Source organism: Actinomadura rayongensis, from assembly GCF_009831215.1.
GTDB classification, from domain to species: domain Bacteria; phylum Actinomycetota; class Actinomycetes; order Streptosporangiales; family Streptosporangiaceae; genus Spirillospora; species Spirillospora rayongensis.
In genome coordinates this window covers 20,028-44,638 of the sequence record NZ_WUTW01000011.1, presented here as the reverse complement: position 1 = coordinate 44,638, position 24,611 = coordinate 20,028, and the positions used below count along the sequence as shown (strand labels likewise).

The window sequence follows — 24,611 nt, the reverse complement described above, 5'->3', positions numbered from 1 at the left end:
GAGAACCGTCCCGGTCGCCGGGAGGCGACCAGGGGGCCGGACTTGAGCGAAATCAGGTGAGATGCACGTGCATCGGCTCTTGCACCTGCACGCCATCTTTAGCAGGATTGCTCCCGGACCACGCACCTCCCGCACTGCGAACGCCCCCCGGAGATCGCGATGACCGCACATCTGAGCGACAGTGACCGACAGGCGCTGCGCCTCGCCCACGACCTCCGCGAAGAGCTGCGCCGTGCGCTTCCGCACGTGCCGGCGGCGCCGTCGATCTCCCCGTTCGTCGACCCGGGCGGTCGCCCGAGCGTCCTCGTGCGCATGGACTCCGACACGGCCCGCGCGCTGATGGCCCTGCTCGGCGAGCCCCGCGCCGTCCAGACCGGCCCCACCCCGCTTCCCCAGCAGCTCCCGCAGCAGCTCCCCCCGCCGCTCCCGCAGCAGCGCCGTGCCGACGGCACCGTGCCGCCGCCGGTGCCGGAGCTGTTCGTCCAGCGCTGACCCCCGCCGTCTCGTCCGGCCCTGCCCGCCTCGTCGGCGCGCAGGGCTCGTCCGCGCGACCCCCTTTCCCGTAGGGGCTTTCGCGCTCTCCGCCGCCCCGCGCCGGTCCGGCGCGGCGGGCCGCCGAGAAAAAGATCTACCTACGCCAGGGTCAAAAAAATGGCGATCTGGGTGGAACGTGACAATTCTGCCTATACTCATCGTCAGATCAGGGTCAAGAGCCCCTTGACCTGGTCGAACCTTCCGGCGTCGTGTCCCGCCCGCCAGGCGGGTCCTCCCCAGCCGAACCGCGACCGGCCATGCAGCGGTCGCACCGGAGCCGCGCCCCGCTGAGGCGCGCCCGGTCGGCGATCCTTCCCGTTCTCCGCCGCACGCCCGTTCCGCCCTGCCCTTTTTTCGGCCGGGGCCCGGGCGCATCCCGTGCTGCCCAGAAAGCACGACGGCGGAATTCCCACGGGTCCATTCGCGGCGCCCGCGCCGGGCCATGCCCCGGCGCCGCCGTTCCCCGCGCGCGACAGCGGCGCAGGGACGGCTGCTCTGTCCGCCGAACGAAGGATTCTCATGCACAAGCGTGCGACGAACGCCCTCCTGGCCGGGGTCACCGGCTCCGCGCTCGCCGGGATGCTGGTCGCCGGCGTGGCCGTCGCGAGCGGCGACGACCAGGCGCCCAAGGAGACCGCGGGCGCGCCGGTCGCGGCGCAGGAACTGGCCCGGGACCGGGCGCGCGTGCCGAGCGCGGTGTCGCAGGACACCGCCAAGCCGTCGCCCAAGCCGTCCGCCAAGAAGCGCGGACGCGGCCCGAAGGCCCTGCTCAGCGGCCGGACGACCGCGTCCTACTTCTGGGACGACGGCTCGGGCGTCAACGGCGACACCGGCGCCCCCGCGTCCGGCAGGCCGATGCAGAAGGGCCTGTTCGCCAGCCCGAGCTGGCCGATGAACACCAAGGTCCGCGTGTCCTACAACGGGCGCAGCGTCACCGGCTTCGTCGGCGACCGGGGGCCGGGCGCCCCCTCGCACAACGGGGTCATGCTCGACCTCGACACCTACACCTTCCGCTACCTGCTGGACGGCGAGAAGCCCGCCAGCAAGTACGAGGCCGGGACCGGGGAGGGTCACCTCCAGGGCCTCCGGTGGGAGGTACTGCAGTGGGGCAGCGGCGCGGGCACCCGGGGTGCACCGCAGCCGTTCGGTTCCTGACGCGAAAGAAGAAGGCCCCGGCGACCGCACGGTCGCCGGGGCCTTCCGCCTTACTTGGCGAGCGCCTTCGCGATGTCGTCCAGGACCGTGGACGCGGCGGCCGGCCCGCCGCGCGAGGTCCAGATCGCGCCGTCCACGTTGACGACGTGCCCGGCCCGGACGACCGGCAGGTCCTTGAACGCCGGGATCTTCTCGGCGTCCTTCAGCGCGGCGGCGGCGTCGGGGTTGAGCGTGCCGAGGAACATCCAGTCGCCGTCCAGGATCTTGAGGTTCTCCAGGCTCAGCGCGTCGCTCGGTGAGAACCCGGCGGGGGTGAGCTGGCCCTTCGGCCGCTCGAAGCCGAGGTCGCGGACGACGAGGCTGGAGAACGCGTCCTTCAGCATGTAGCTCGGGCCCGTCGCGTTCCACCGGACGATGCTGATCGCCGCCCCCGCGTTCCCGCCGAGCTTCCCCTTCACGTCCGCGACGTGCTTGTCGTAGGCGGCGAGGACGTCCCTGCCCTCGGCCTGCTTGCCGAGGATGTCGGCGGTGCGGGTGAACGTCGCCTTCCAGTCCTCGGCCATCTTCGTGGTGAGCACGGTCGCCGGGGTGATCTTCTTGAGCTGCTCGATGACCTTCCCGTCCGGGATGAACCCGGCGAGGATCAGGTCGGGCCGGGCCTCGGCCACCTTCTCCAGGACGGGCGTGCCGAGGTCCCCGACCACCGTGTACCGGCCGGTGAGCTTGGACTTCAGGTAGCCGGGGACGTCCTTGGCGAACCGTCCGTTGGTGACGCCGACCGGCTGGACGCCGAGCGCGAGCGCCGAGTCCAGGTCGGTCTCGGTGAGCGCGACGACGCGCTGCGGGCGCGCGGGGACCCGGACGGTCGCGCCGGTCGCGTCCACGACGGCGCGCGTCGCGCCGCCGGATCCCGTGTCGGAGTCGCCGCCGCCGCAGGCGGTGAGGCCCAGGGCGAGGGCGAGGAGGCCGGCGACGAGACCGGTCGCGCGGTGCCGGACGGTGAGGGGCATGGGGTGTCTCCAGACGCGGGGGCGGTGCTCCGTTCGGCGGCAAACATTAGGTTAGGCTCGCCTTACTTGTCACCTTCTGTGGCCTAGATCGCTCTTGGGGCGGTCGCGGCGGTCGCGGCGTTGACCGCTCCGCGCGGCCGATGCTTAGCTGTGCATGTTCAACTTAGCTAAGCCTTACCTAACTTGATCTCCCGTGGAGGCGACGTGAGCAGCGATCCCGGCACCTACACCAGGCGGCTGGAGGCCGGACTCGCCCCGGAGGTCCTCGCCGCCGGACCGCCGCCCGTCCCGGAGCTGGCGCCCCCGTTCGCCGCGCGCGTCGCCCGGCCGGACGGCCCCGACCTCGACCTCGTCCACCGCTGGATGAACCTGCCGCACGTCGCGGCGCACTACGACCAGGCGTGGCCGCGCGAGCGCTGGGCCGCGGAGATCGCGGGCCACCTCGCCGGGGACTACGCGCGGCCGTTCATCGTGTCGCTCGACGGACGTCCCATCGCCTACGTCGAGCTGTACCGGGCGGCGCGCGACGTGGTCGGCCGCGTCTACCCGTCCCGTCCGCACGACGTCGGGTTCCACCTCGCGATCGGGGAGACCGAGGCCGTCGGACGGGGCGTCGGCGGCCGGTTGTTCGGCGCGTTCATCGACGGGATCTTCGCCGCCGAGCCCGCCTGCACCCGGATCGTGTCGGAGCCGGACGCGTCCAACGCCGCCGCGCGGCGCACCGACGAGAAGCTCGGTCTGCGCTTCCTCGGCGAGGTCGACCTGCCGCACAAGCGGGCCGCGCTGTTCATCGCCCCGCGGACCGAGGCCGACGTCCCGGCGCTGCCCGCATGAGCGACCTCCCGGCGGACGCGTTCGCGCTGACCGGGGCGCAGGAGGGCATCTGGTTCGCCCAGCGCCTCGACCCCGCGAACCCCGCCTACAACACCGCCGAGTACGTCGAGATCCACGGCGCCGTCGACGCGGGGCTGTTCGAGCGGGCGCTGCGCGCGACCCTCGCCGAGACCGACGCGCTGAACGTCCGGTTCGGCGGGGACGACGCGCACCCCTGGCAGCTCGTCGCGCCCGGCGACTGGCCGCTGCACCGGCCCGACGTCGCCGCCGCGGCCGACCCCCGCGCCGCCGCGCTGCGCTGGATGCGCGCCGACCTGGCCCGCGCCGTCGCGCCCGAGACCGGGCCGCTGTTCACCCAGGCGCTGATCACGGTCGGTCCGGAGTGCGTCCTCTGGTACCAGCGGTGCCACCACATCGTGCTGGACGGCTACGGGTTCTCGCAGGTCGCGCGGCGCGTCGCCGAGCTGTACACCGCGCTCGCGCGGGACCGCGCCTACCCGGGCGGCCGGTTCCTGCCGCTGCGCGACGTCGTCGCCGAAGAGACCGCCTACCGGCGCTCGGCGCGGCGCGCGGCCGACCGGGCGTACTGGACGGGCCTGCTCGCCGACGCCCCCGAGATCGCCGCGTTCACGACCGGCGCACCCCGCCCCGCGCCGGGCTTCCTGCGCCGGACGGGCGCGCTGCCCGTCCCGCACGCGCTCGCCGCCGCGGCCGGGGCGACCTGGCCGGAGGCCGTGCTCGCCGGGGTCGCCGCGTACGCGCACCGCCGGACGGGCGCGCGCACGGTCGTCCTCGGGCTGCCGCTGATGGGACGGCTCGGCACGGCGGCGGCGCGGGTCCCGTCGATGGTGACCAACGTCGTCCCGCTGCGCCTCGACCTGCGGCCCGCCACGACGGCCGGGGAACTGGTCGGGCAGGTCGCCGCGCGGCTGCGCGAGGCCCGCAAGCACGGGCGGTACCGGTCCGAGGACCTGCGCCGTGACCTGCGGCTGCTCGGCGAGGGACGGCGGCTCACCGGCCCGCTCGTCAACGTCAAGCCGTTCACGCCCGAGCTGCGGTTCGGCGACGCGCCCGCGACGACGCACTACCTGTCGGCGGGGCCGGTGGACGACCTCACGGTCACCGTCCACGGCGCCGGGCCGCGCGACGGCGCGCTGCCGCTGGAGGTCGACGCCAACCCCGACCTCTACTCCGAAGCCGACCTCGACGGGCACGTCGCCGGGCTCACCGGGCTGCTCGCCGCGTTCGCCGCCGGCGGTCCCGACCTGCCGGTCGGGCGGTTGGACACCGTCCGGACCCGGCCGCGCCCGGCGGCCGTCGCCGCCCCGGACGGGGACGCCACGCTCGTCGGGCTGTTCGAGGAGCGCGCCGCGAAGACGCCCGACGCGGTGGCGGTCACCGGCGGCGCGGCCCGGCTCACCTACGCCGAACTGGACGCCGCCGCCGACCGGCTCGCCGGGCTGCTCACCGAGCGCGGCGCCCGGCCCGGCGCGTTCGTCGCGCTCGCGCTGCCCCGCTCGGCGGACCTCGTCGTCGCGGTGCTGGCGGTGCTGAAGACCGGCGCGGCCTACGTCCCGATCGACCCGGCGTACCCGGCGGCGCGCGTGACCGCGACGCTGGCGGACGCCCGCCCGGTCGCGACCGTCACCCCGGACACGATCGCCGAGGCCGCGCGGTACCCGGCCGTCCCGCCGCGCCGCGACCTGCACCCGGACCTGCCCGCCTACGTGATCTACACGTCCGGCTCGACCGGCGCGCCGAAGGGCGTCGTCGTGCCGCACCGCAACGTCGTCCGGCTGTTCACGGCCACGCGGCACTGGTTCGGCTTCGGCGCGGACGACGTCTGGACGCTCTTTCACTCCTATGCCTTCGACTTCTCGGTCTGGGAGCTGTGGGGCGCGCTGCTGCACGGCGGACGGCTGGTGATCGTCCCGCAGGACGTCGCCCGCTCCCCGGAGGCGTTCGCCGCGCTGCTCGCCGCCGAGCGGGTGACCGTCCTCAACCAGACGCCGTCGGCGTTCTACCAGCTCATCGCGGCCGACCCCGGCGCCGGACCCGCGCTGCGCTACGTCGTCTTCGGAGGCGAAGCGCTCGACCCCGGACGGCTCGCCCCCTGGTACGCCGAGCACGGCGCGCACCCGCGTCTGGTGAACATGTACGGGATCACCGAGACGACCGTCCACGTGACCCACCGCGCGCTCGGCCCCGGCGACCGCGCGGGCAGCCCGATCGGCGGCCCGATCCCGGACCTGCGCGTCCACCTGCTGGACGACGCGCTGCGGCCCGTCGCGCCCGGACGCGCCGCCGAGATGTACGTCGGCGGCGCGGGACTCGCCCACGGCTACCTGCACCGGCCCGGCCTCACCGCCGGACGGTTCGTCGCCGACCCCTTCGGCCCGCCCGGCGCCCGCATGTACCGCACCGGCGACCTCGCCCGCGCGCTGCCGGACGGCACCCTGGAGTTCCTCGGCCGCGCGGACGACCAGGTGAAGATCCGCGGGTTCCGGATCGAGCCCGCCGAGATCGAGGCCGCGCTGCTGGCGCATCCGGACGTCGCGCAGGCGGCGGTCGTCGTCCGCGAGGACCGGCCGGGGGACCGGCGGCTCGTCGGCTACGCGGCGACCGGCGGCGGGCACGGCGTGCGCGCGGACCTGCGCGCCCACCTGGCCGCACGGCTGCCCGCGCACATGGTCCCGGCCGCCGTCGTCGGGCTCGGCGCGCTGCCGCTGACCGTGAACGGCAAGCTGGACCGGGCCGCGCTGCCCGTCCCGCTGCTCGCCGGAGCCAGGACGGCGCCCGCGAGCGCCCGCGAGGCCGCGCTGTGCGCGCTGTTCGCCGAGGTGCTCGGCGTCCCGGCGGTCGGCGTGGACGACGGGTTCTTCGACCTCGGCGGGGACTCGCTGCTCGCCGCGCGCCTCACCGCCCGCGTCCGCGCCGTGCTGGGCGCCGAACTGGGCATCCGCGCGATCTTCGAGACCCCGACCGTCGCCGGGATCGCCGCCGCGCTCGGCGCCGGGGCGGACCGGCCGCCGCTCGTCCCGCTGCCGCGCCCGGCCCGCATCCCGCTGTCGCCCGTGCAGCGCGGCCTGTGGTTCCTGCACCGGACGGGCGAGAGCGCCGCCTACAACGTCCCGATCGCGCTGCGCCTCACCGGCCCGCTCGACACGGCCGCGCTGACCGCCGCGCTCGGCGACCTCACGGCCCGGCACGAGATCCTGCGCACCCGCTTCCCGGCGGACGACGGCGAGCCGCGCCAGGAGATCGCGCCCGCCGCGCCGCCCGTCCTGCACCGCGCCGCGACCGGGGACGACCTGACCGCCGCCGCGCGGCACGTCTTCGACCTCGCCGCCGAACCGCCGCTGCGCGCCGCGCTGCGCTCCGCCGGGCCGGACGAGCACGAACTGCTGCTCGTCCTGCACCACGTCGCGGGCGACGAGTGGTCGGCGGGCCGGCTCGTCGGCGACCTCGCCGCCGCCTACGCCGCCCGCCGCGCCGGACGCGTCCCGGACTGGGCGCCGCTGCCCGTCCAGTACGCCGACTACACGCTCTGGCAGCGCGACCTGCTCGGCGCCGAGGACGATCCGGACGCCATCGCGGGCCGCCAGCTCGCCTACTGGCGCGACGCGCTGCGCGACCTGCCCGCCGAACTGGACCTGCCCGCCGACCGGCCCCGGCCCGCGACCGGCACCGGACGCGGCGGCGTCGTGGCGTTCGCGCTCGGCCCCGACCTGCACGCGGCGCTCGCCGCCCTCGCCCGCGACGCGCGCGCCAGCCTGTTCATGACCGTCCAGGCCGGGGTCGCGGCGCTGCTCACCCGGCTCGGCGCGGGCACCGACGTCCCGCTCGGCACCCCGGCGGCGGGCCGCGCCGACGACGCTCTCGACGCTCTCGTCGGCTGCTTCGTCAACGCGCTCGTGCTGCGCACCGACACGTCCGGGAACCCGGCGTTCCGCGACCTTCTCGACCGGGTCCGCGCCGCCGACCTGGCCGCGTTCGAGCACCAGGACGTCCCGTTCGACCGGGTCGTGGAGGCGCTGGCGCCGCCGCGCGCCCTCACCCGGCACCCGCTGTTCCAGGTCATGGTCACCTACGCGGCCGACCCGCCGGCGAGCCCGGACCTGCCGGGCCTCACGGCGTCGGTGCGCATGGTCGCGACCGGCGGCGCCAAGTTCGACCTCGCGTTCCGGTTCACCGAGCGGCCCGGCGGCGCGGGCCTCGACGGCGCCGTCGAGTACAGCGCCGACCTGTTCGACCACGCGACCGTCGAGGCGCTGGCGAGCCGGCTCGTGCGGCTGCTCGGCGAGGCCGCCGCCGACCCCGGCCGCCGCATCGGCGACCTGGACCTGCTCGGCGCCAGCGAGCGCCGCACGATCCTCGACGCGTGGAACGCCACCGGGCACGACCGTCCCGCCGCGACGCTGCCCGCGCTGTTCGAGGCGCAGGCGCGGCGGTCGCCGGACGCCGTCGCGCTCGTCTTCGCCGACGAGGAATTCACCTACGCGGAGCTGAACGCCCGCGCGAACCGGCTCGCGCACCGGCTGCTCGGCGCGGGGACCGGCCCGGAGGACCTGGTCGGCGTGCGGATGCCCCGGACGCCCGACATGGTCGTCGCGGTGCTCGGCGTCCTCAAGGCCGGGGCCGCCTACCTGCCGCTCGACCCGTCCTACCCCGCCGAACGGCTCGCGGCGATGATCGAGGACGCGCGTCCGGCGCACGTCGTCACCCCGGCCGACTTCACCGGGCTGGACGCGTTCCCGGCCACGGATCCGCCCGGGCCGCCGTCGGTGGACCACGCCGCGTACGTGATCTACACGTCCGGGTCCACCGGGCGGCCGAAGGGCGTCGTCGTCACGCACGCCGGCATCGCGGACCTGGTCGAGACCCAGGAGACGCGGCTCGGCGCCGGGCCGGGCGCGCGCGTCCTGCACTTCGCCTCGCTCAGCTTCGACGCCGCGCTCTGGCAGCTCTGCATCCCGCTGCTGTCGGGCGGGACGCTCGTGCTGTGCCCGGACGACCTGCGCGTCCCCGGCGCGCCGCTCGCCGAGTACGCCGCGCGGCACGGCGTGAACCTGCTCGGGCTGCCGCCGTCGCTGCTCGCGATGTTCCCCGCCGACGTGGACCTGCCCGCGGGCGCGACGCTCGCGATCGGCGCGGAGAAGGTGCCGCCCGAACTCGTCGCGCGGTGGGGAAAGAGGCACCGCGTCGTCAACGCCTATGGGCCGACCGAGGCGACCGTCAACGCCACGCTCTGGGACTGCGACCCCGACGACAGCGGCCCCGTACCGATCGGACGGCCCGACCCCGGGACCCGCGCCTACGTGCTGGACGACGCGCTGCGTCCCGTCCCGCCCGGTGTCACCGGCGAGCTGTACCTCGCGGGGGCGGGGCTGGCGCGCGGGTACCTGAACCGTCCGGGCGTCACCGCCGAGCGGTTCGTCGCGAACCCGTTCGGCCCGCCGGGCTCGCGTCTCTACCGCACCGGCGACCTGGCCCGCTGGACGGCCGACGGGGTGCTGCGGTTCGCCGGACGCGCCGACGACCAGGTCAAGATCCGCGGCTTCCGGATCGAGCCCGGCGAGGTCGAGAGCGCCCTCGCCGAGCTGCCCGGCGTCGCGGCGGCGGCCGTGGTCGTCCGCGAGGACCGGCCCGGCGACCCCCGGCTCGTCGGCTACGTCACCGGCGCGCCCGCCGGGGACCCGCGCCGCGCCCTGGCCGCCGTGCTGCCCGCGCATCTGGTGCCGTCCGCCGTCGTCGTCCTGGACGCGCTGCCGCTCGGCCCGAACGGCAAGCTGGACCGCCGCGCGCTGCCCGCGCCCGGCCCCGCCGCGACCGCCGGACGCGGCCCCCGCACCCGCCAGGAGGAGATGCTCTGCGCCCTGTTCGCCGAGGTCCTGGACCTGGAGCGGGTCGGGGTCGACGACTCCTTCTTCGACCTCGGCGGCCACTCGCTGCTCGCCGCGCGGCTCATCGGACGCGTCCAGGCCGAGTTCGGCGTGCGGCTGAGCGTCGGGCAGATCTTCGCCGCGCCGACCGTCGCGGAGCTGGCCGGACGGCTGGAGAGCGGCGGGGACGACGAGGCGCTGGAGATCATCCTGCCGTTCCGGACGTCCGGCGACGGCGTTCCGCTGTTCTGCTTCCACCCGGCGGGCGGGATCGCCTGGTGCTTCTCGGGGCTGCTCAAGCACGTCCGGGACGTCCCGCTGTACGGCGTCCAGGCCCGCAACCTCGCCCGCCGCACCCGGCCCGCCGACTCGCTGGCGGAGATGACCGCCGAGTACATCGCGGCGATGCGCGAGGCCGTCCCGCACGGCCCGTACGCGCTGCTCGGCTGGTCGTTCGGCGGCGTCATCGCCCACCACGTCGCGGTCGAACTGCGCGCCCAGGGCGAAGAGGTCGCCGTGCTCGCCATGCTCGACTCCTATCCGAGCGGCGTGTGGGACACCCTGCCGTCCGAAGAGGACGCCCTGCGCGCGCTCCTCTACATGGTCGGCCACGACATGACCGGCCCCGACACGACCGGCGACGGCCCGCTCGACCGCGACCGCGTCATGACGATCCTGCGCGCCGAGGGCAGCGCCCTCGCCAACCTCCGCGAGTTCACCCCCGCCGCGATGATCGACAACTTCGCGACCAGCGCGCGGCTGGAGAAGGACGCCGCGTTCGGCCGCTTCGACGGCGACCTGCTGTTCTTCACCGCCGCGCTGAACCCCGCCGAACTCGGCAAGGGCGCCGCGTCGCCGACCTACGACCTGTGGGCGCCCTACATCGGCGGGACGATCGCCAACCACGACATCGCCTGCGAGCACAAGGACATGACCCAGCCGGGCCCGATCGCCGAGATCGGCGCCGTCGTGGACGCCGCCCTGCGCGGGACGGTCGCGTGAACGCCCGGACGACCGTCGCGGCCGTCTACGTGACCGTCGTGTTCCTCGTCAGCATGGACATGACGATCGCGAACGTCGCGCTGCCCGCCATCGCCCGCGACTTCGCCGTCCCGGCGAGCGCGACGGGCGCCGTGGACGCCGCCTACCTGGTGAGCGTCGCGGTGTGCATCCCGGCGTCGGGCTGGGTGAGCGACCGGATCGGGCCGAAGGCGGCGTTCCTCGGCGCGCTCGTCCTGTTCGCGGCGGCGTCGCTGGCGTGCTGCCTGGCGGGCGGGCTCGGCGCGCTCGTCGCGGCGCGCGCGGCGCAGGGGGCGGCGGGCGCGCTGCTGCTGTCGGTCGGGCTGACCGTCCTCTACCTCGCCTACCCGCCCGACGAGCGGATGCGGCTCGCGCGGGCGATCGTGCTGCCGGGCGCGCTCGCGCCGACGCTCGGGCCGGTCGTCGGCGGGCTGCTCGTGGACCACCTGTCGTGGCGGTGGGGGTTCGCGCTGAACCTCCCGGTCGGCCTCGCCGCGCTCGTCGCGGGCGCCGTCGCGCTGGACGGCGGCGGGGAGCGGCACCGCCGCCGCTTCGACCTGCGCGGGTTCCTGCTCATCGCGCCCGGCGCCGGGCTGCTGACCGCCGGGCTCAACCACGGCGCCACGCACGGCTTCGGTCCGGTCGCGGCCGGGCTCACGGCGGCCGGGCTCGGGCTCGCCGCCGCGTTCGCCGTCCTGGAGCCCCGCACCCGCGACCCGCTGGTGGACCTGAACGTCTTCCGGGACGCGGCGTTCCGGCTGTCCGGCGGCGCGATGGTGTTCCTCGTCGCCGGATTCATGGCCGCCGGGTACACGTTCACGCTGCTGTTCCAGCGCGGCCTCGGGCACTCGGCGGCGCTGACCGGGCTCGCCGTCCTGCCGAAGGCGGTCGGGCTGATGGCCGCCTCGCAGGTCGCCGCGCGGCTGCGGGACCGGTTCGGCCCCGGACGGGTCGTCACCGCCTGCATGACCGGCGCCGCCGCCACGATCGCGCTGACCGTCTGCGTCGGCGCGGGCACGCCCGTCGCGCTCGTCATGGTCCTGCACCTGGCGATGGGCTTCTGCGTCGGGCAGTCCTCGATCCAGCTCCAGATCACCGCGTTCGCGACGGTCGGGACGGCCGCGACCGCCGCCGCCTCCACGGTCTACAACGCCGAACGGCAGCTGGCTTCCGCGCTCGGCGTCTCGACGGGCGCGGGCGTCCTCGCCGCCGTGTCCGCCGGAGGGCTCGCGTCCTATCACGCGGCGCTGCTGGCGGCGGCGGGCTGCGCGCTCGCCGCCGCGTTCGTCGCCGTCCGCCTCGGACGGGCCGCCGCGCCCGTCCCCGCCGCCCGTTGAACCGCCTAGCCAGGGAGACACCTCATGTCCGTTCCGTCCGACCGCGTGCCGGGCCTGCGCGTGCTGACCGTCCTGCGCGCCGCCGCGCTCACCCCCCGGATGCGCCGCATCACCCTCGGCGGGCCCGAAGTCGCCGGGTTCGGGACGGGCCCGAACGTCAAGCTGCTGTTCCCGCCGTCCGGCGACCCCGATCCGCAGTGGCCCACGGCCGGAGCCGACGGACGCCCGGTCTGGCCGCCCGCCGACCGCCGTCCCGTCATGCGCACCTACACCGTGCGCCGCCACGACCCGGCCGCCGGGGAGGTCGACGTGGACTTCGTCCTGCACGGGGACGCGGGCGTCGCGTCCCGGTGGGCGGCGGCGGCCCGGCCCGGCGACGTCGTCGGCGCGCTAGGCCCGGGCGGGCGCGTGCTCGGCCCGGCCGACCATTACGTCATCGCGGGCGACCAGACGGCGCTGCCCGCGATCGGCGCGATGATCGAGAACCTGCCCGCCGGGGCGCGCGGCCAGGCCGTCGTGGAGGTGCCGGGCCCGGCCGAGGTCCAGCACCTCATGCCGCCGCCCGGCGTCGAGCTGACCTGGCTGTTCGGCGACGGCGCCGGGCCTGGCGCGCTCGCCGCAGCGGTCCGCGCGCTGCCCTGGCCGGACGGCGACGTCTTCGCCTGGGTCGCGGGCGAGTCCGCGTCCGTCCGCGCGATCCGCTCGTACGTCCGCGACGAGCGCGGCCTGCCGCGCGGCCGGGTGCTGGCGATCGGCTACTGGAAGCGCGGCCTCACCGAGACCGCCTACCACGACGCGCACGACAACGACCGCGACGCGGACTACTACGCGGCGGGCCGGGAGGAGGCCGCCGCCCGCGCGTGACCAGCCCGTCCACCGCCCGTCCCGCACCCGAAGGAGCCGCCGTGTCCCGAGAGGGAACCTACGATCTCGTCGGCGTGGGCTTCGGCCCCGCCAACCTCGCCCTCGCCGTCGCGATCGAGGAGCACAACGCCGCCGCCCCGCCCGGCCGCCGCGTCACCGCCCTGTTCGCCGAGCGCCAGCCCCGCTTCGGCTGGCACCGGGGAATGCTCATCGAGGGCGCGACCCTCCAGGTGTCGTTCCTCAAGGACCTCGTCACGATGCGGAACCCGGGGAGCGACTTCTCGTTCCTGGCGTACCTGAAGGACCGGGGCCGGTTGGTCGACTTCATCAACCACAAGACCTTCTTCCCGACGCGGGTCGAGTTCCACGACTACTTCGACTGGGTCGCTGCCCGCCTCGCCCACCACGTCGCCTACGACAGCGAGGTCACGGGCGTCGCGCCCGTCCCGGACGGCCGCGGCGGGGTCGGCGCGTTCGACGTGACGCTGGCGGGCGGCCGGACGGTCCGCGCCCGCGACGTCGTCGTCAGCGGCGGCCTGCAACCGTGCATGCCCGAGGGAGTCGAGCAATCGGCCCGGATCTGGCACAACCAGACCCTGCTGACCCGGCTCGCCGACTACGGCGGGCCGACCCGGAGCTGGACGGTCGTCGGCGCGGGCCAGAGCGCCGCCGAGGTCACCGACCACCTGCACCGGACGTTCCCCGACGCCGAGGTCACCTCGGTGTTCGCCCGCTACGGCTACAGCCCCGCCGACGACAGCCCGTTCGCGAACCGGATCTTCGACCCCGACGCCGTCGACCTGTTCCACGGCGCGCCCGAGGAGGTGAAGCGCCGCCTGTTCGACTACCACCGGGGCACGAACTACTCCGTCGTGGACCTCGACCTCATCGAGGAGCTGTACCGGCGCGCGTACCAAGAAAAGGTGCGAGGACGGGAACGGCTGCGGATCCGCAACGCGACGGCCGTCCTCGACATCCGCGAGATCCCCGGCGGCGCCCGCACGACCTGCGAGTTCCTGCCGACGGGGGAGCGCGCGGTGCTGGACTCCGACGTCGTCGTGTGCGCCACCGGGTACCGTCCGTTCGACGCGCTCGCGCTGCTCGGTCCGGCCGCCGGACTGTGCCTGCGCGACGACCTCGGCCGCGTGAAGGTGGAGCGCGACTACCGCGTCGCGACCGCGCCGGGCGTGACGGCGGGCCTCTATCTCCAGGGCGGCACCGAGCACACGCACGGGATCACCTCGTCGCTGCTGTCGAACGCGGCCGTCCGGGCGGGTGAGATCCTGGCGTCGGTGCTGCGCGCGGACCGGGACGCGGCCCGTCCCGCCGAGGAGGTCGCCGCCACCTGACCCCGTGGCCGGAAGCGGACAGCGGCCGGATCAGCGGACGACCTCGGTCCGGGCTCGCCTTTTATCAGGTTCCTGACAACGCGGGGCTCCGATTGCACTGCCGGATATCTTGCGGTCGCTGTCCGTTCTCCCCATAGTCGAAAGGCTTTCCTGACGACGAGGTGGAGGTGGCCCCATGACCGGAACGTCCGAGACGGACTTCGACGTCATCGTGATCGGTTCGGGTTTCGGCGGCAGCGTCTCGGCACTGCGGCTGGCCGAGAAGGGGTACCGCGTGGCGGTCCTGGAGGCCGGGCGCCGCTACACCGAGGAGAACCTGCCGAAGACGAACTGGCGGGTGCGCAAGTACCTGTGGGCGCCGCGGCTCGGGCTGCGCGGGATCCAGCGCGTCCACCTCGTCCGGGGCGAGGCGGGCGTGCTCGTCCTCGCCGGCGCCGGGGTCGGCGGTGGCTCGCTCGTCTACGCCAACACGCTCTACCAGCCGCCGCGCCCGTTCTTCACCGACCGCCAGTGGGGCCACATCACCGACTGGCAGGCCGAGCTGGAGCCGTTCTACGACCAGGCCAAGCGGATGCTCGGCGTCGTCACCAACCCGATCGTCACGCCCGCCGACGAGGCGATGGAGCGCGTCGCCAAGCAGATGGGCGTCGGCGACACCTACCACGCGACGCCGGTCGGGGTGTTCTTCGGCGACGGCGAGCCCGGCAAGAAGGCCGCCGACCCGTACTTCGGCGGCGCCGGCCCGGAGCGGACGAGCTGCACCGCCTGCGGGTCCTGCATGGTCGGCTGCCGCGTCGGCGCCAAGAACACGCTCGTCAAGAACTACCTGTACCTCGCCGAGAAGGCGGGTGTCCAGGTCATCCCGGACACCACGGTGACGGCGGTGACGCCGCGCGCGGGCGGCGGCTACGACATCGACACGACTCGTGGCGGCGTCCTGCCGTTCGGCAAGAAGAAGTACACCGCCGGGCAGGTCGTCTTCGCCGCCGGGACGTACGGGACGCAGCGCCTCCTGCACCGGATGCGCGACGCCGGGAACCTCCCCGAGCTGTCGCCGCGCCTCGGCGAGCTGACCCGCACCAACTCCGAGGCGCTGCTCGGCGTCGAGCGGATGACCGGCTGGCACCGCAAGGGCGACGCCGACCACAGCGCGGGCCTCGCGATCACGTCCTCGTTCCACCCCGACGACAAGACCCACATCGAGCCGACCCGCTACGGCGCCGGGCAGAACGCGATGGGCGTCATCCGGACGCTGCTCATCGACGGCGGCGGGAAGCCGCGCTGGCTGAAGTTCTTCGGCGCGGCGGCGCGGCAGCCCGGCACGATCATCCGCGGCCTGTCGCTGAAGGACTGGGCGAAGCGGACGGTCATCGCGCTCGTCATGCAGACCGCCGACAACTCGATCACGGTCGGCGAGAAGCGCGGGCTGTTCGGGCGTCGGCTCGTCGCGCGCAACGGCGAGGGCGAACCGAACCCCAAGTGGATCCCGGTCGCGCACGACGCCGTCCGCAAGCTGGCCGACGAGCTGGACGCGACGGCGGGCGGCACCTGGTTCGACCTGTTCGACATCCCGACGACCGCGCACTTCATCGGCGGGTGCGTCATCGGCGAGTCCCCGAAGACCGGCGTCGTGGACCCCTACCACCGCGTGTACGGGCACCCGGGCCTGCACATCGTGGACGGGTCGGCGGTCACCGCGAACCTCGGCGTGAACCCGTCGCTGACGATCACCGCGCAGGCCGAGCGGGCGATGGCGTTCTGGCCGAACAAGGGCGAGCAGGACCCGCGTCCCGCGCTCGGCGAGACCTACCAGCGGCTGGAGCCGGTCGCGCCGCACAACCCGGCCGTGCCCGCGTCCGCCCCGGCGGTGCTGCGGCTCGGCCCGACCCGCACGGCCTGACCCGTCAGGGGCGGGCGAGCGCTTCGGCGAGCCCGCCCCGCCAGCACGCGAGGTCGTGCCCGCCGGTGTATTCGGCGAGGTCCGCGTCGTAGCCCCGGTCGCGCAGGACGGCGTGGAACCGGCGGACGGCGGGCCGCAGCCGCCACTCGTGCGTCCCGACCTGGAGCCGGAACCGGACGGGGCGTCGGGGCGTCGCCGCGTACGCGGCCGTCAGCGCCTCGCCGTCGGTCCAGAACGCGCCGGACTGGGCGACGACGGTCCCGAACGCGCCCGGATGCCGGAGCGCGGCGGCAGCGGCGGCGTACCCGCCGAGGCTCTGCCCGGCGATCGTCCGCCGCCCGGTCGGCGCCCGCAGCCGCGCGGCGAGGGCGGGCAGGTCCTCGGCGAGGAACCGGCAGTGGGCGGGGCCGCCGAGGTCGGCGTCGCGGGAGCCGCCGGACTCGGGCAGCAGCGCGAGCGTCGGCGGGATCAGCCCGTCGGCGAGCAGGTTGTCCAGCGTGGGCGCGATCGGGACGAGCCCGGCCCACAGTTCCCCGTCCAGCAGGACGAGCAGGTCGGCGGGCCCGTCGCCGGGCGGCCGGTACACGTGGACGGTCCGTCCGGCGACGCGTTCGGTGCTCAGCGAGCCCGCCGGGACGCCCGGACGCGGGTCGCGCCACGGCTGCGGCGGCGCGTCCGGCAGCTCCAGCAAGGACGTCACCGCGCCGGGGATCCACGACGGCAGCCGGTGCGGGTTGAGCGGATCGGGCACCGCCGCGCGCCGCACCGCCGCCCAAACAGCGTGGTCGGCGGCGTCCAGCGGCCCGTCGCACGGGTGGAACTGGTAGGTGGCGCGCAGGTCGGACGGGCAGCGGAACGTCCGGTGCCAGAGGTCCGTGCCCGGCACGCGGTCCATGAGGATCGGCGCCAAGTCCGTGCGATGCCCCTCCGACACCGTGTTGACCAGCACGAGCACCCGCTCGGCCGCGCCGCGCCAGGCGAACGTCACGAGATGCGTGCCGTCCCCGAGGTCGCGCAGCACCGGCGACCGGACGGGATCGGGCGGCGGCGCGGCCACGGCCGCCAGCGGCCGGAACGGCTCGGTCTGCGCGGGCGCGGGCGCGCTCACGCCGTCGCCGCCGGGACGATCACCGGGGCCCCGTCGCCGGGCGCCGCGAGCACGTCCGCCTCGATGCCGTAGAGCGTCCGGACGAGCCCGGCGTCCACCACGTCGCGCGGCGGCCCGGCGGCGACGATCCGGCCGTCGCGCAGCGCGACGAGCAGGTCGGCGTACCGGGCGGCGGAGGCGATGTCGTGCAGGACCATGACGATCGTCCGGCCGCCGCGCGCGACCGACCGGACGAGGTCCAGCACCTCGACCTGGTGGCCGAGGTCGAGCGCGCTGGTCGGCTCGTCCAGCAGCGTCACCGGCGTCTCCTGCGCGAGGACCATCGCGAGCCAGCAGCGCTGCCGCTGCCCGCCCGACAGCCGGTCCACGCGGCGTCCGGCGAGCGCGGCGACGCCGGTGGCCTCCATCGCGTCCGCGACGACCCGTTCGTCCTCGGCCGACCACTGCCGGAACAGGCCCTGGTGCGGGTGGCGGCCGTAGGCGACGAGCCCGGCGACCGTGACGCCCTCGGGCGCGACCGGATGCTGGGGGAGCAGCGTGACGCGGTGCGCCGCCTGCCGGGGCCGCAGCGCCCACAGGTCCGCGCCGCCGACGGTGATCCGCCCGGCGAGGGGCCGGTGGACGCGCGCGACCGACCGCAGCAGCGTCGACTTCCCGCAGCCGTTGGGCCCGACGATCGCCACGACCTGGCCGGACGGGACGCGCAAATCCACGCCGTCCACCGCGACGAGCCCGGGATAGCCCGCCCGGACGCCCTCCAGCACGAGTTCCACGCCTGTCCTCCAGCGGTTCAGCCCCGCCGCTCGCGCAGCAGGACGGTCAACAGGAACGGCCCGGCCACCAGCCCGGCGACGGCGCCGACGGGGATCTCCGACTCCCCGCCCGCGACCCGCCCGAACGTGTCGGCGAGCGCGACGAACACGGCCCCGGCCAGCCCGGACGCGACCAGCGGCACCCGCGCGGGCCCGCTGATCCACGTCGCGACGACCGGGGCGCTGAGCGCGACGAACCCGATCGGCCCGCCCACGCCGACCGCGAGTCCGGCCAGGCACGCGGCGACGACGAGCGCGAGCAGCCGGGTGCGGCGGGCGTCGGAGCCGAGCACGCCCGCGACGTCCGGGCCGAACCGCAGCAGCGCCAGCCGCCGCCCGGCGAGCAGCGCGAGCGGCAGCAGCACGGCCAGCCCGGCGCACAGCGGCCCGGCGGACGCGTAGTCGCGCCCGTTGAGGCTGCCGACGCTCCACGCGAACATCGCGTAGGCGAAGTCGAGGTCCTTGCGGGCGAGCAGCAGCTCCACGAGCGCGCGCAGCACGGCCGCGACCGCGAACCCGGTGACGAGGACGCGGTAGCCGCCGGTGCCGGTCCCGCCTGCGATGAGCAGGACCAGCGCGGCGGCCAGCAGCCCGCCGAGCGGCCCGGCCCACCACGCGCCGAGCGTCCCGCCGCCGATCAGCGTCAGCAGGACGGCGAGCGTCGCGCCCTCGTTGACGCCGAGGAAGTCGGGTGAGGCCAGCCGGTTGCGGGCCATCGTCTGGGTGAGGCAGCCCGCGACGCCGAGCGCGCCGCCGACGAGCATCGCGACGGCGATCCGGGGCAGCCCGAACTCGCGGACCATGAGGACGTCGCCGGGCGGCGCGTCCCCGAACAGCGCCCGCAGCGCCTCCCCCGGGGACAGCACGGTCGAGCCGAACACCGCGCACCCGGCGAGGACGAGCGCGGCGAGCGCTCCGAGCCCGAGCGCCGCGAGCGCGCCCCGGCACGGGACGAGCACCGACCGGTCCCCGGCGCGTAGCACGAGGCTGTCGTCGGGACGCGGCACGCCCGGCCGGGCCCTTTCCCGTCCGCGTCCGGCCGCCGGGGGAGCGGGCGCGCCGAGCAGCAGCACGTTCCGGGACCGGACGAGCAGGATCAGCAGCGGCGCGCCGAGCACCGCCAGCACCAGCGCGACCGACGTCTCGTACGGCTTGATGACCACGCGGGCGGCCAGGTCGGCGGCCGGCAGGACGGCCGCGCCGGTGAGCGCGGCGGCGGCGAGCTGGACTCCGGTGCGCGGCCCGGCGAGGCGCCGCGCGGCGTAGCCCGCGACGAGGCCGAGGAACGTCAGCGGCCCGGCGAGCGCGACGGATCCGGCGGCCAGCAGCGTCACGGCGACGGCGACGAGCACGCGGGTCGCGCCGGGCCGGTGGCCGAGCGCGCGGGCGGTGTCGTCGCCGAGCGCGAGCGCGGCCAGCGGGCGCACGGCGGGCACGGCCAGGACCGCGCCGGCGGCGAGCACCGGCAGCACGCCGAGCAGGGCGTGCGCGGTGACGCCCGCGAGCGAGCCGAGCACCCAGAACCGGTACTCGTCGTAGGTCCTGCCCGTCCCGAGGACGATGAGGTTGATCGCCCCGGACGCGCTCGTGGTGATCGCGGCCCCGGCCAGGACGAGCCGCAGCGGCGACGCGCCCGTCCGTCCGGCGCCCGCCACCAGCAGGACGAGCGCGCTCGCGGCCAGCGCCCCGCCGAGCGCCCACGGCAGGTAACCGGCGCCCGAGCCCGCGCCGAAGAACGTGAGCCCGGTGACGACGCCGAGCGCCGCGCCGCCGTTCACGCCGAGCAGTCCGGTCTCGGCGAGCGGGTTGCGCGTGGCGGCCTGCAGCAGGGCGCCGGCCAGGCCGAGCGCCGCGCCGACCGCGAGCCCGGCGAGCGTGCGCGGGACGCGCAGCGTCGTGACGACCGTGCGCAGGTCGCCGTCGGCGCGCGCGCCGTGCCGGTCCAGCAGGAAGTCCAGGACGCGTCCGGGCGGGGTGTCGCCGCCGCCCACGAACAGCGACGCGACCGCCAGCAGCGCGACGGCCGCGCCGAGCAGCGCCAGCGGGCCGAGGACGCGCCCGGCGCGGGGCCGCGGGGACGCCGGGCCGGCGGCGGCGCGCGGTGCGGCGGAGACGGCGGACGGGGGAGACATGAAGGCAAGGCTAACCTAACTGCAACCGCCCGCCCGTGCGTGATCACCGTCACCCGGAACCCGGACTTGACGCCACCGGCCCGATTCGGGAACTTAGGTAAGGCATTCCTAACTTCCAACCGAAGGGGTCGTGTGGACGGCATCGACGGCACGACCGCCCTGGTGACCGGCGCGGGCGGCGGCATAGGCGCGGCCGTCGCCCGCGCCCTCGCGGCGGCCGGCGCGTCCGTGGCCGCGCTCGACCGGGACGCCGACGCCGCCGAGCGCACCGTCGCGGACCTGCCCGGTCCCGCGCTGGCCCTGCCCGCCGACGTCGCCGACCCCGCCGCCGTCGAGGCCGCCGTCGACCGCGCCGAACGCGACCTCGGGCCGCTCGGCGTCCTCGTCAACGCCGCCGGAATCCTGCGGCCCGCGCCCGTCCTGGACCTCGCCGACGCCGACTGGGCCGCCACGTTCGCGGTCAACGCCACCGGCGTGCTGCTGGCGTCCCGCGCGGTCGCGCGCCGCATGGTCCCGCGCCGCGCCGGAGCGATCGTCACGGTCGGCTCCAACGCGGCGCGGGTCCCCCGCGCCCGCGTCGCCGCCTACGCCGCCGCCAAGGCCGCCGCGGTCCAGTTCACCAAGTGCCTCGGCCTGGAGCTGGCCGCGCACGGGATCCGCTGCAACGTCGTCTCGCCCGGCTCGACCGGCACCGCGATGCAGCGCGACCTGTGGCCCGACGCCGCCGCCGGGGAGCGCGCGGCCGTGCGCGGCGACCTCGCCGAGCACCGCGCCGGGATCCCGCTCGGCCGGATCGCCGACCCCGCCGACGTCGCCGACGCCGTGGTGTTCCTCGCCTCCGACCGCGCCCGCCACATCACCCTGCACGACCTGTACGTGGACGGCGGCGCGTCCCTGCGCTGACCGCCCCGGAAGAAGGAGACCCCCGATGCTCCCCGGAGCCGTGCCGTGGCCCGCCGACGCCGCCGCGCACTACCGCGCCGCCGGATACTGGCGCGGCGAGACGTTCGGCGCGCTGCTGCGCTCGGTCGCGTCCCGCCACGCCGGGCGGACGGCCGTCGTCGGCGGCGACCGCCGCTGGACCTACGCCGAGCTGGACCGCCGCGCCGACCGCGCCGCCGCCGGGCTGCGCGCGCTCGGTCTCGGGCCCCGCGACCGCGTCGTCGTGCAGCTCCCGAACGTCGCCGAGTTCGCCGAGATCGTGTTCGGGCTGCTGCGGCTCGGCGCGATCCCGGTGTTCGCGCTGCCCGCGCACCGCCGCGCCGAGATCGGGCACTTCCTCGACCACGCCGAGGCCGCCGCCTACGTGATCCCCGACCGGCACGCCGGGTTCGACCACCGCGTTCTCGCCCGCGAGGTCAAGGCCCGCAACGTCATCGTCGTGGGGAACGCCGAGGAGTTCGTCCCCTACGCCGAGGTGCCCGCCGAGCCGGTCGACCTGCCCGATCCCGACCCGTCCGACGTCGCGCTGATGCAGCTCTCCGGCGGAACCACCGGCACGCCCAAGCTGATCCCGCGCACCCACGACGACTACCTCTACAGCTGCCGCGCCAGCGCCGAGATCTGCGGTCTCACGCCCGACAGCGCGTACCTGTGCGCGCTGCCCGCCGCGCACAACTTCCCGCTCAGCTCGCCGGGCGTGCTCGGCGCGCTCACCGCCGGGGCGAAGGTCGTGTTCGCGCCGCTGCCGAGCCCGGACGTCGCGTTCCCGCTCATCGAACGCGAGCGCGTCACGATCACCGGGCTCGTGCCGCCGCTCGCGCTCGTCTGGCTCGCCGCCGCGTCCGCGACCCGCCACGACCTGTCCAGCCTGGAGATCCTCCAGGTCGGCGGGGCCAAGTTCGCCGCCGAGGCCGCCGCCCGCGTCGGGCCGGTGCTCGGCTGCGAAGTCCAGCAGGTGTTCGGGATGGCCGAGGGGCTCGTCAACTACACCCGGCCCGGCGATCCCGAGGACGTCCGCGTCGCGACGCAGGGGCGTCCGATCTCGCCCGACGACGAGGTCCGCGTCGTGGACGACGACGACCGCGACGTCCCGCCCGGAACCGTCGGGCATCTCCTGACGCGCGGCCCGTACACGATTCGCGGCTACTACCGATCGCCCGAGCACAACGCCCGCGCGTTCACCACCGACGGTTACTACCGCACCGGTGATCTCGTCCGCCGTACCCCGGACGGCAACCTCGTCGTCGAGGGACGCGCGAAGGACCAGATCAACCGGGGCGGCGAGAAGATCGCCGCCGAGGAGGTCGAGAACCATCTGCTCGCCCACCCCGCCGTCCACGACGCCGCCGTCGTGGCCGTCCCCGACCCGGTGCTCGGCGAGCGGACCTGCGCGTTCCTCGTCCCCGCCGGCGACCCGCCGACCCTCGCCGCCGTGCGCGCGTTCCTGCGCGGCCGCGGCCTGGCCGACTACAAGATCCCCGACCGCGTCGTGCCCGTCGCGGCGTTCCCGTCCACCGGCGTCGGCAAGACCAGCCGCCGCGACCTGCGCGCCGCCCTGCTGGCCGGCCTGACCACCCGCTGAGGAGAACACCGTGGCCCTGCCCGCGATCGCCCCCTACCCGATGCCGGGCGCGGACGAGATCCCGCCGCCCCGCGTGGGCTGGCGCCCCGACCCCCGGCGCGCCGTCCTGCTCGTCCACGACATGCAGAACTACTTCCTGGACGCCTTCGCGGGCGACCCGGTCCCGACCCTGATCGCGAACATCGACGCGCTGCGGCGGGCGGCGCGCGCCGCGGGCGTCCCGGTCGTCTACACCGCCCAGCCCGGCGGCCAGACCCCCGACCAGCGCGGCCTCCAGCTCGACTTCTGGGGCGCCGGGGTCGGCGCCGCCGCCCGCGAGCCCGCCATCGTGGACGCCCTCGCCCCGCAGGACGGCGACACCGTCCTCACCAAGTGGCGCTACAGCGCGTTCCTGCGCACCGACCTCGCCGACCTGCTGCTGCCGCGCGGACGCGACCAGCTCATCGTCACCGGCGTCTACGCCCACATCGGCTGCCAGGCGACGGCCGTGGAGGCGTTCATGCGCGACGTCCAGCCGTTCGTCGTCGCCGACGCGCTCGGCGACTTCTCCGCCGCCGACCACCGCGCGGCCGTGGCGTTCGCCGCGCGCCGCTGCGCGGTCGTCACCGCGACGGCCCCGCTCGTCCGCGCGCTCGCCGCCGTCCCCGCCCGCTGAGGAGAACCGATGGACGTCACCCTGGACGGCCTGCGGGCCGAGGTCGCCGCCGTGCTCGGCGTCGACGCCGCCGAGCTGGAGCCCGAGGGCGACCTCATGGACGCGGGCCTGGACTCGATCCGCGTCATGATGCTGATCGAGCGCTGGCGCGCCGACGGCGCCGCCGTCGGGTTCGCCGAACTCGCGGAGGTCCCGACGCTCGCGGGCTGGCACGCCGTCCTCACCGGCGCGCGGGAGTGACCGTCAGGCCGCGATGAACGCGTGCGCCCGGCGGAACAGGCCGAGCGTGATCGCGTGCAGCAGGTCGCCGGTGCTCTTGGACGCCTTGCCCGCGCACGCCCGCGCGTGCGTGCCCTCCAGGACGATCCCGAGCTTGAAGCAGGCGAGCACCGCGTACCAGGTGATCGCCGACAGGTCCCGGCCGGCGGTCGCGGCGGGCCGCTCGGCGTACGCGGCGACCAGCTCGTCCGGCGCCGGGAGCCCGCCCGCCGCGCCGAGCGGCCCGGCCAGCAGCGCGCTCTCGGCGTCCTCGCCGGGCCAGGTCGCCAGCAGCCAGCCGAGGTCCAGCAGCGGGTCGCCGATCGTGGACATCTCCCAGTCCACGATCGCGGCGACGTCCGGTCCGGCGGGGGAGAACATCAGGTTCGCCAGGTGGTAGTCGCCGTGCATGACGCCCGGCCGCCACGTCGTGGGCCGGTTGTCCTCCAGCCAGCGCGCGACGCCGGCGAAACCGGGGATCTCCGGGCCGGGATAGCCGTCCAGCTCGGAGTAGGACTCCAGCTCCGCCGTCCACCGGCCGACCTGCCGCTCCAGGAAGCCGTCCGGACGGCCGTAGTCGCCGAGCTCGGCGGCCTCGTGGTCGACCGAGCCGAGGGCGGAGAGCGCGCGGGCCGCGTTCAGGCCCATCTCCCGCCGGATCTTCGAGTCGGACGCGTGCGGCTCGGGCAGCGTCACCGAGGCGTTGAACCCGTCCACCGGCGTCATCAGGTAGAACACCGCGCCGTTCATGACCGTCTCGTCCGGGCACGCGGCGATGAGGCGCGGCGCGGGCACGTCGGTGTCGTTCAGCGCGGTCAGCACGCGCGCCTCGCGGCGCAGCACCTCGTTGGTGCGGGCGCGCAGGTGCCGGGGGCCGCGCCGCAGCACGTAGTCGCCGCCGCCGCGCCGGAACCGCACGAGGACGTTCTGGGTCCCGCCGGTGAGCGGCGCGACGTCCTCGAACGGGCCGCCGGGCAGGCCGCGGTCGTCCATCCACGCGGCCAGGACGTCGAAGTCGACGAGCTCCGGGTCGATTCCCTCGGGCACCGGATTCCTCCTCGCAGGGTCGGCGGGTACCGCTGGGTAACACTAGAACACCGCTCGGATCGTCGGCGCGCGGCCCGCGAAAAACCACCAGAGACCCGGACGAGTCCGGTGCTACGGTGCGGGAGCCGGCCGCGGGACTCGGGTGCGACTTCCGGAACCCGCCTGTGAAGCGATGCTTCGACGTTCGTTC

At 75.8% G+C, this 24,611-nt stretch carries 17 protein-coding genes; 12 read left to right on the top strand and 5 right to left on the bottom strand.

Features of this window, described 5'->3' with window-relative positions; translation table 11 throughout:
- Window positions 1–159 precede the first annotated feature (159 nt).
- Both GQ466_RS29500 and GQ466_RS29495 read left to right on the top strand, forming a co-directional pair.
- The gene (locus tag GQ466_RS29500; RefSeq protein WP_161106358.1) at window positions 160–492 is read left to right on the top strand and encodes a hypothetical protein; all 333 of its coding nucleotides are present in this window, start codon (window positions 160–162) and stop codon (window positions 490–492) included.
- 561 nt (window positions 493–1,053) lie between these two features.
- A complete protein-coding gene (locus GQ466_RS29495; protein ID WP_161106357.1) occupies window positions 1,054–1,689 on the top strand; it encodes an RlpA-like double-psi beta-barrel domain-containing protein in 636 nt (211 codons plus the stop codon).
- Window positions 1,690–1,739: 50 nt separating this feature from the next.
- On the opposite strand, the gene GQ466_RS29490 is transcribed toward GQ466_RS29495, so the two are convergent.
- Window positions 1,740–2,699, bottom strand: a complete 960-nt coding sequence (locus GQ466_RS29490) for an ABC transporter substrate-binding protein (RefSeq protein ID WP_161106356.1) — start codon at window positions 2,697–2,699, stop codon at window positions 1,740–1,742.
- Window positions 2,700–2,903: 204 nt separating this feature from the next.
- Between GQ466_RS29490 and GQ466_RS29485 the strand changes: the two genes are divergently transcribed.
- From GQ466_RS29485 to GQ466_RS29460, 6 genes are all read left to right on the top strand, one after another.
- The gene (locus GQ466_RS29485) at window positions 2,904–3,533 is read left to right on the top strand and encodes a GNAT family N-acetyltransferase (protein WP_161106355.1); all 630 of its coding nucleotides are present in this window, start codon (window positions 2,904–2,906) and stop codon (window positions 3,531–3,533) included.
- Entirely contained in the window at window positions 3,530–10,417 is a 6,888-nt protein-coding gene (locus tag GQ466_RS29480) for an amino acid adenylation domain-containing protein (protein ID WP_161106354.1), read from the top strand. The genes GQ466_RS29485 and GQ466_RS29480 overlap by 4 nt, the downstream gene beginning before the upstream one ends.
- Entirely contained in the window at window positions 10,414–11,772 is a 1,359-nt protein-coding gene (locus GQ466_RS29475) for an MFS transporter (RefSeq protein ID WP_161106353.1), read from the top strand. Before GQ466_RS29480 ends, GQ466_RS29475 begins: the two co-directional genes overlap by 4 nt.
- A 24-nt stretch (window positions 11,773–11,796) precedes the next feature.
- Complete coding sequence (locus tag GQ466_RS29470) at window positions 11,797–12,636, top strand: siderophore-interacting protein (protein ID WP_161106352.1); 840 nt, start codon at window positions 11,797–11,799, stop codon at window positions 12,634–12,636.
- A 41-nt stretch (window positions 12,637–12,677) separates the two neighbouring features.
- On the top strand, window positions 12,678–13,985 hold the full coding sequence (locus GQ466_RS29465; protein WP_161106351.1) for a SidA/IucD/PvdA family monooxygenase: 1,308 nt from the start codon (window positions 12,678–12,680) through the stop codon (window positions 13,983–13,985).
- 175 nt (window positions 13,986–14,160) lie between these two features.
- Entirely contained in the window at window positions 14,161–15,885 is a 1,725-nt protein-coding gene (locus GQ466_RS29460; RefSeq protein ID WP_161106350.1) for a GMC oxidoreductase, read from the top strand.
- 4 nt (window positions 15,886–15,889) lie between these two features.
- Here GQ466_RS29460 and GQ466_RS29455 read toward each other — a convergent pair whose 3' ends face one another.
- The 3 genes from GQ466_RS29455 to GQ466_RS29445 are packed head-to-tail and all read right to left on the bottom strand — an operon-like array spanning window position 15,890 to window position 19,937.
- Window positions 15,890–16,993 carry an enterochelin esterase domain-containing protein gene (locus GQ466_RS29455; protein ID WP_161106349.1) on the bottom strand — a complete coding sequence of 368 codons (1,104 nt, stop codon included), beginning with the start codon at window positions 16,991–16,993 and terminating at the stop codon, window positions 15,890–15,892.
- Window positions 16,990–17,766: an ATP-binding cassette domain-containing protein gene (locus GQ466_RS29450; RefSeq protein ID WP_161106348.1), complete on the bottom strand. Its 777-nt coding sequence runs from the start codon at window positions 17,764–17,766 to the stop codon at window positions 16,990–16,992. The genes GQ466_RS29455 and GQ466_RS29450 overlap by 4 nt, the downstream gene beginning before the upstream one ends.
- A gap of 17 nt (window positions 17,767–17,783) precedes the next feature.
- A complete protein-coding gene (locus GQ466_RS29445; protein ID WP_161106347.1) occupies window positions 17,784–19,937 on the bottom strand; it encodes an iron chelate uptake ABC transporter family permease subunit in 2,154 nt (717 codons plus the stop codon).
- Window positions 19,938–20,069: 132 nt separating this feature from the next.
- On the opposite strand from GQ466_RS29445, the gene GQ466_RS29440 reads away from it, so the two are divergent.
- The 4 genes from GQ466_RS29440 to GQ466_RS31125 are packed head-to-tail and all read left to right on the top strand — an operon-like array spanning window position 20,070 to window position 23,356.
- Window positions 20,070–20,840, top strand: coding sequence for a 2,3-dihydro-2,3-dihydroxybenzoate dehydrogenase (locus GQ466_RS29440; protein ID WP_161106346.1), 771 nt, complete (start codon window positions 20,070–20,072; stop codon window positions 20,838–20,840).
- Window positions 20,841–20,865: 25 nt separating this feature from the next.
- Window positions 20,866–22,461 (top strand): (2,3-dihydroxybenzoyl)adenylate synthase, encoded by a 1,596-nt coding sequence (locus GQ466_RS29435; RefSeq protein ID WP_161106345.1) that lies wholly within the window; start codon window positions 20,866–20,868, stop codon window positions 22,459–22,461.
- Between the two features lie 10 nt (window positions 22,462–22,471).
- Entirely contained in the window at window positions 22,472–23,116 is a 645-nt protein-coding gene (locus GQ466_RS29430; RefSeq protein ID WP_337193677.1) for an isochorismatase family protein, read from the top strand.
- A 9-nt stretch (window positions 23,117–23,125) separates the two neighbouring features.
- Window positions 23,126–23,356 (top strand): phosphopantetheine-binding protein, encoded by a 231-nt coding sequence (locus GQ466_RS31125; protein ID WP_202421301.1) that lies wholly within the window; start codon window positions 23,126–23,128, stop codon window positions 23,354–23,356.
- A gap of 3 nt (window positions 23,357–23,359) precedes the next feature.
- On the opposite strand, the gene GQ466_RS29425 is transcribed toward GQ466_RS31125, so the two are convergent.
- A complete protein-coding gene (locus GQ466_RS29425; RefSeq protein WP_337193676.1) occupies window positions 23,360–24,421 on the bottom strand; it encodes a phosphotransferase family protein in 1,062 nt (353 codons plus the stop codon).
- Window positions 24,422–24,611: the final 190 nt, after the last annotated feature.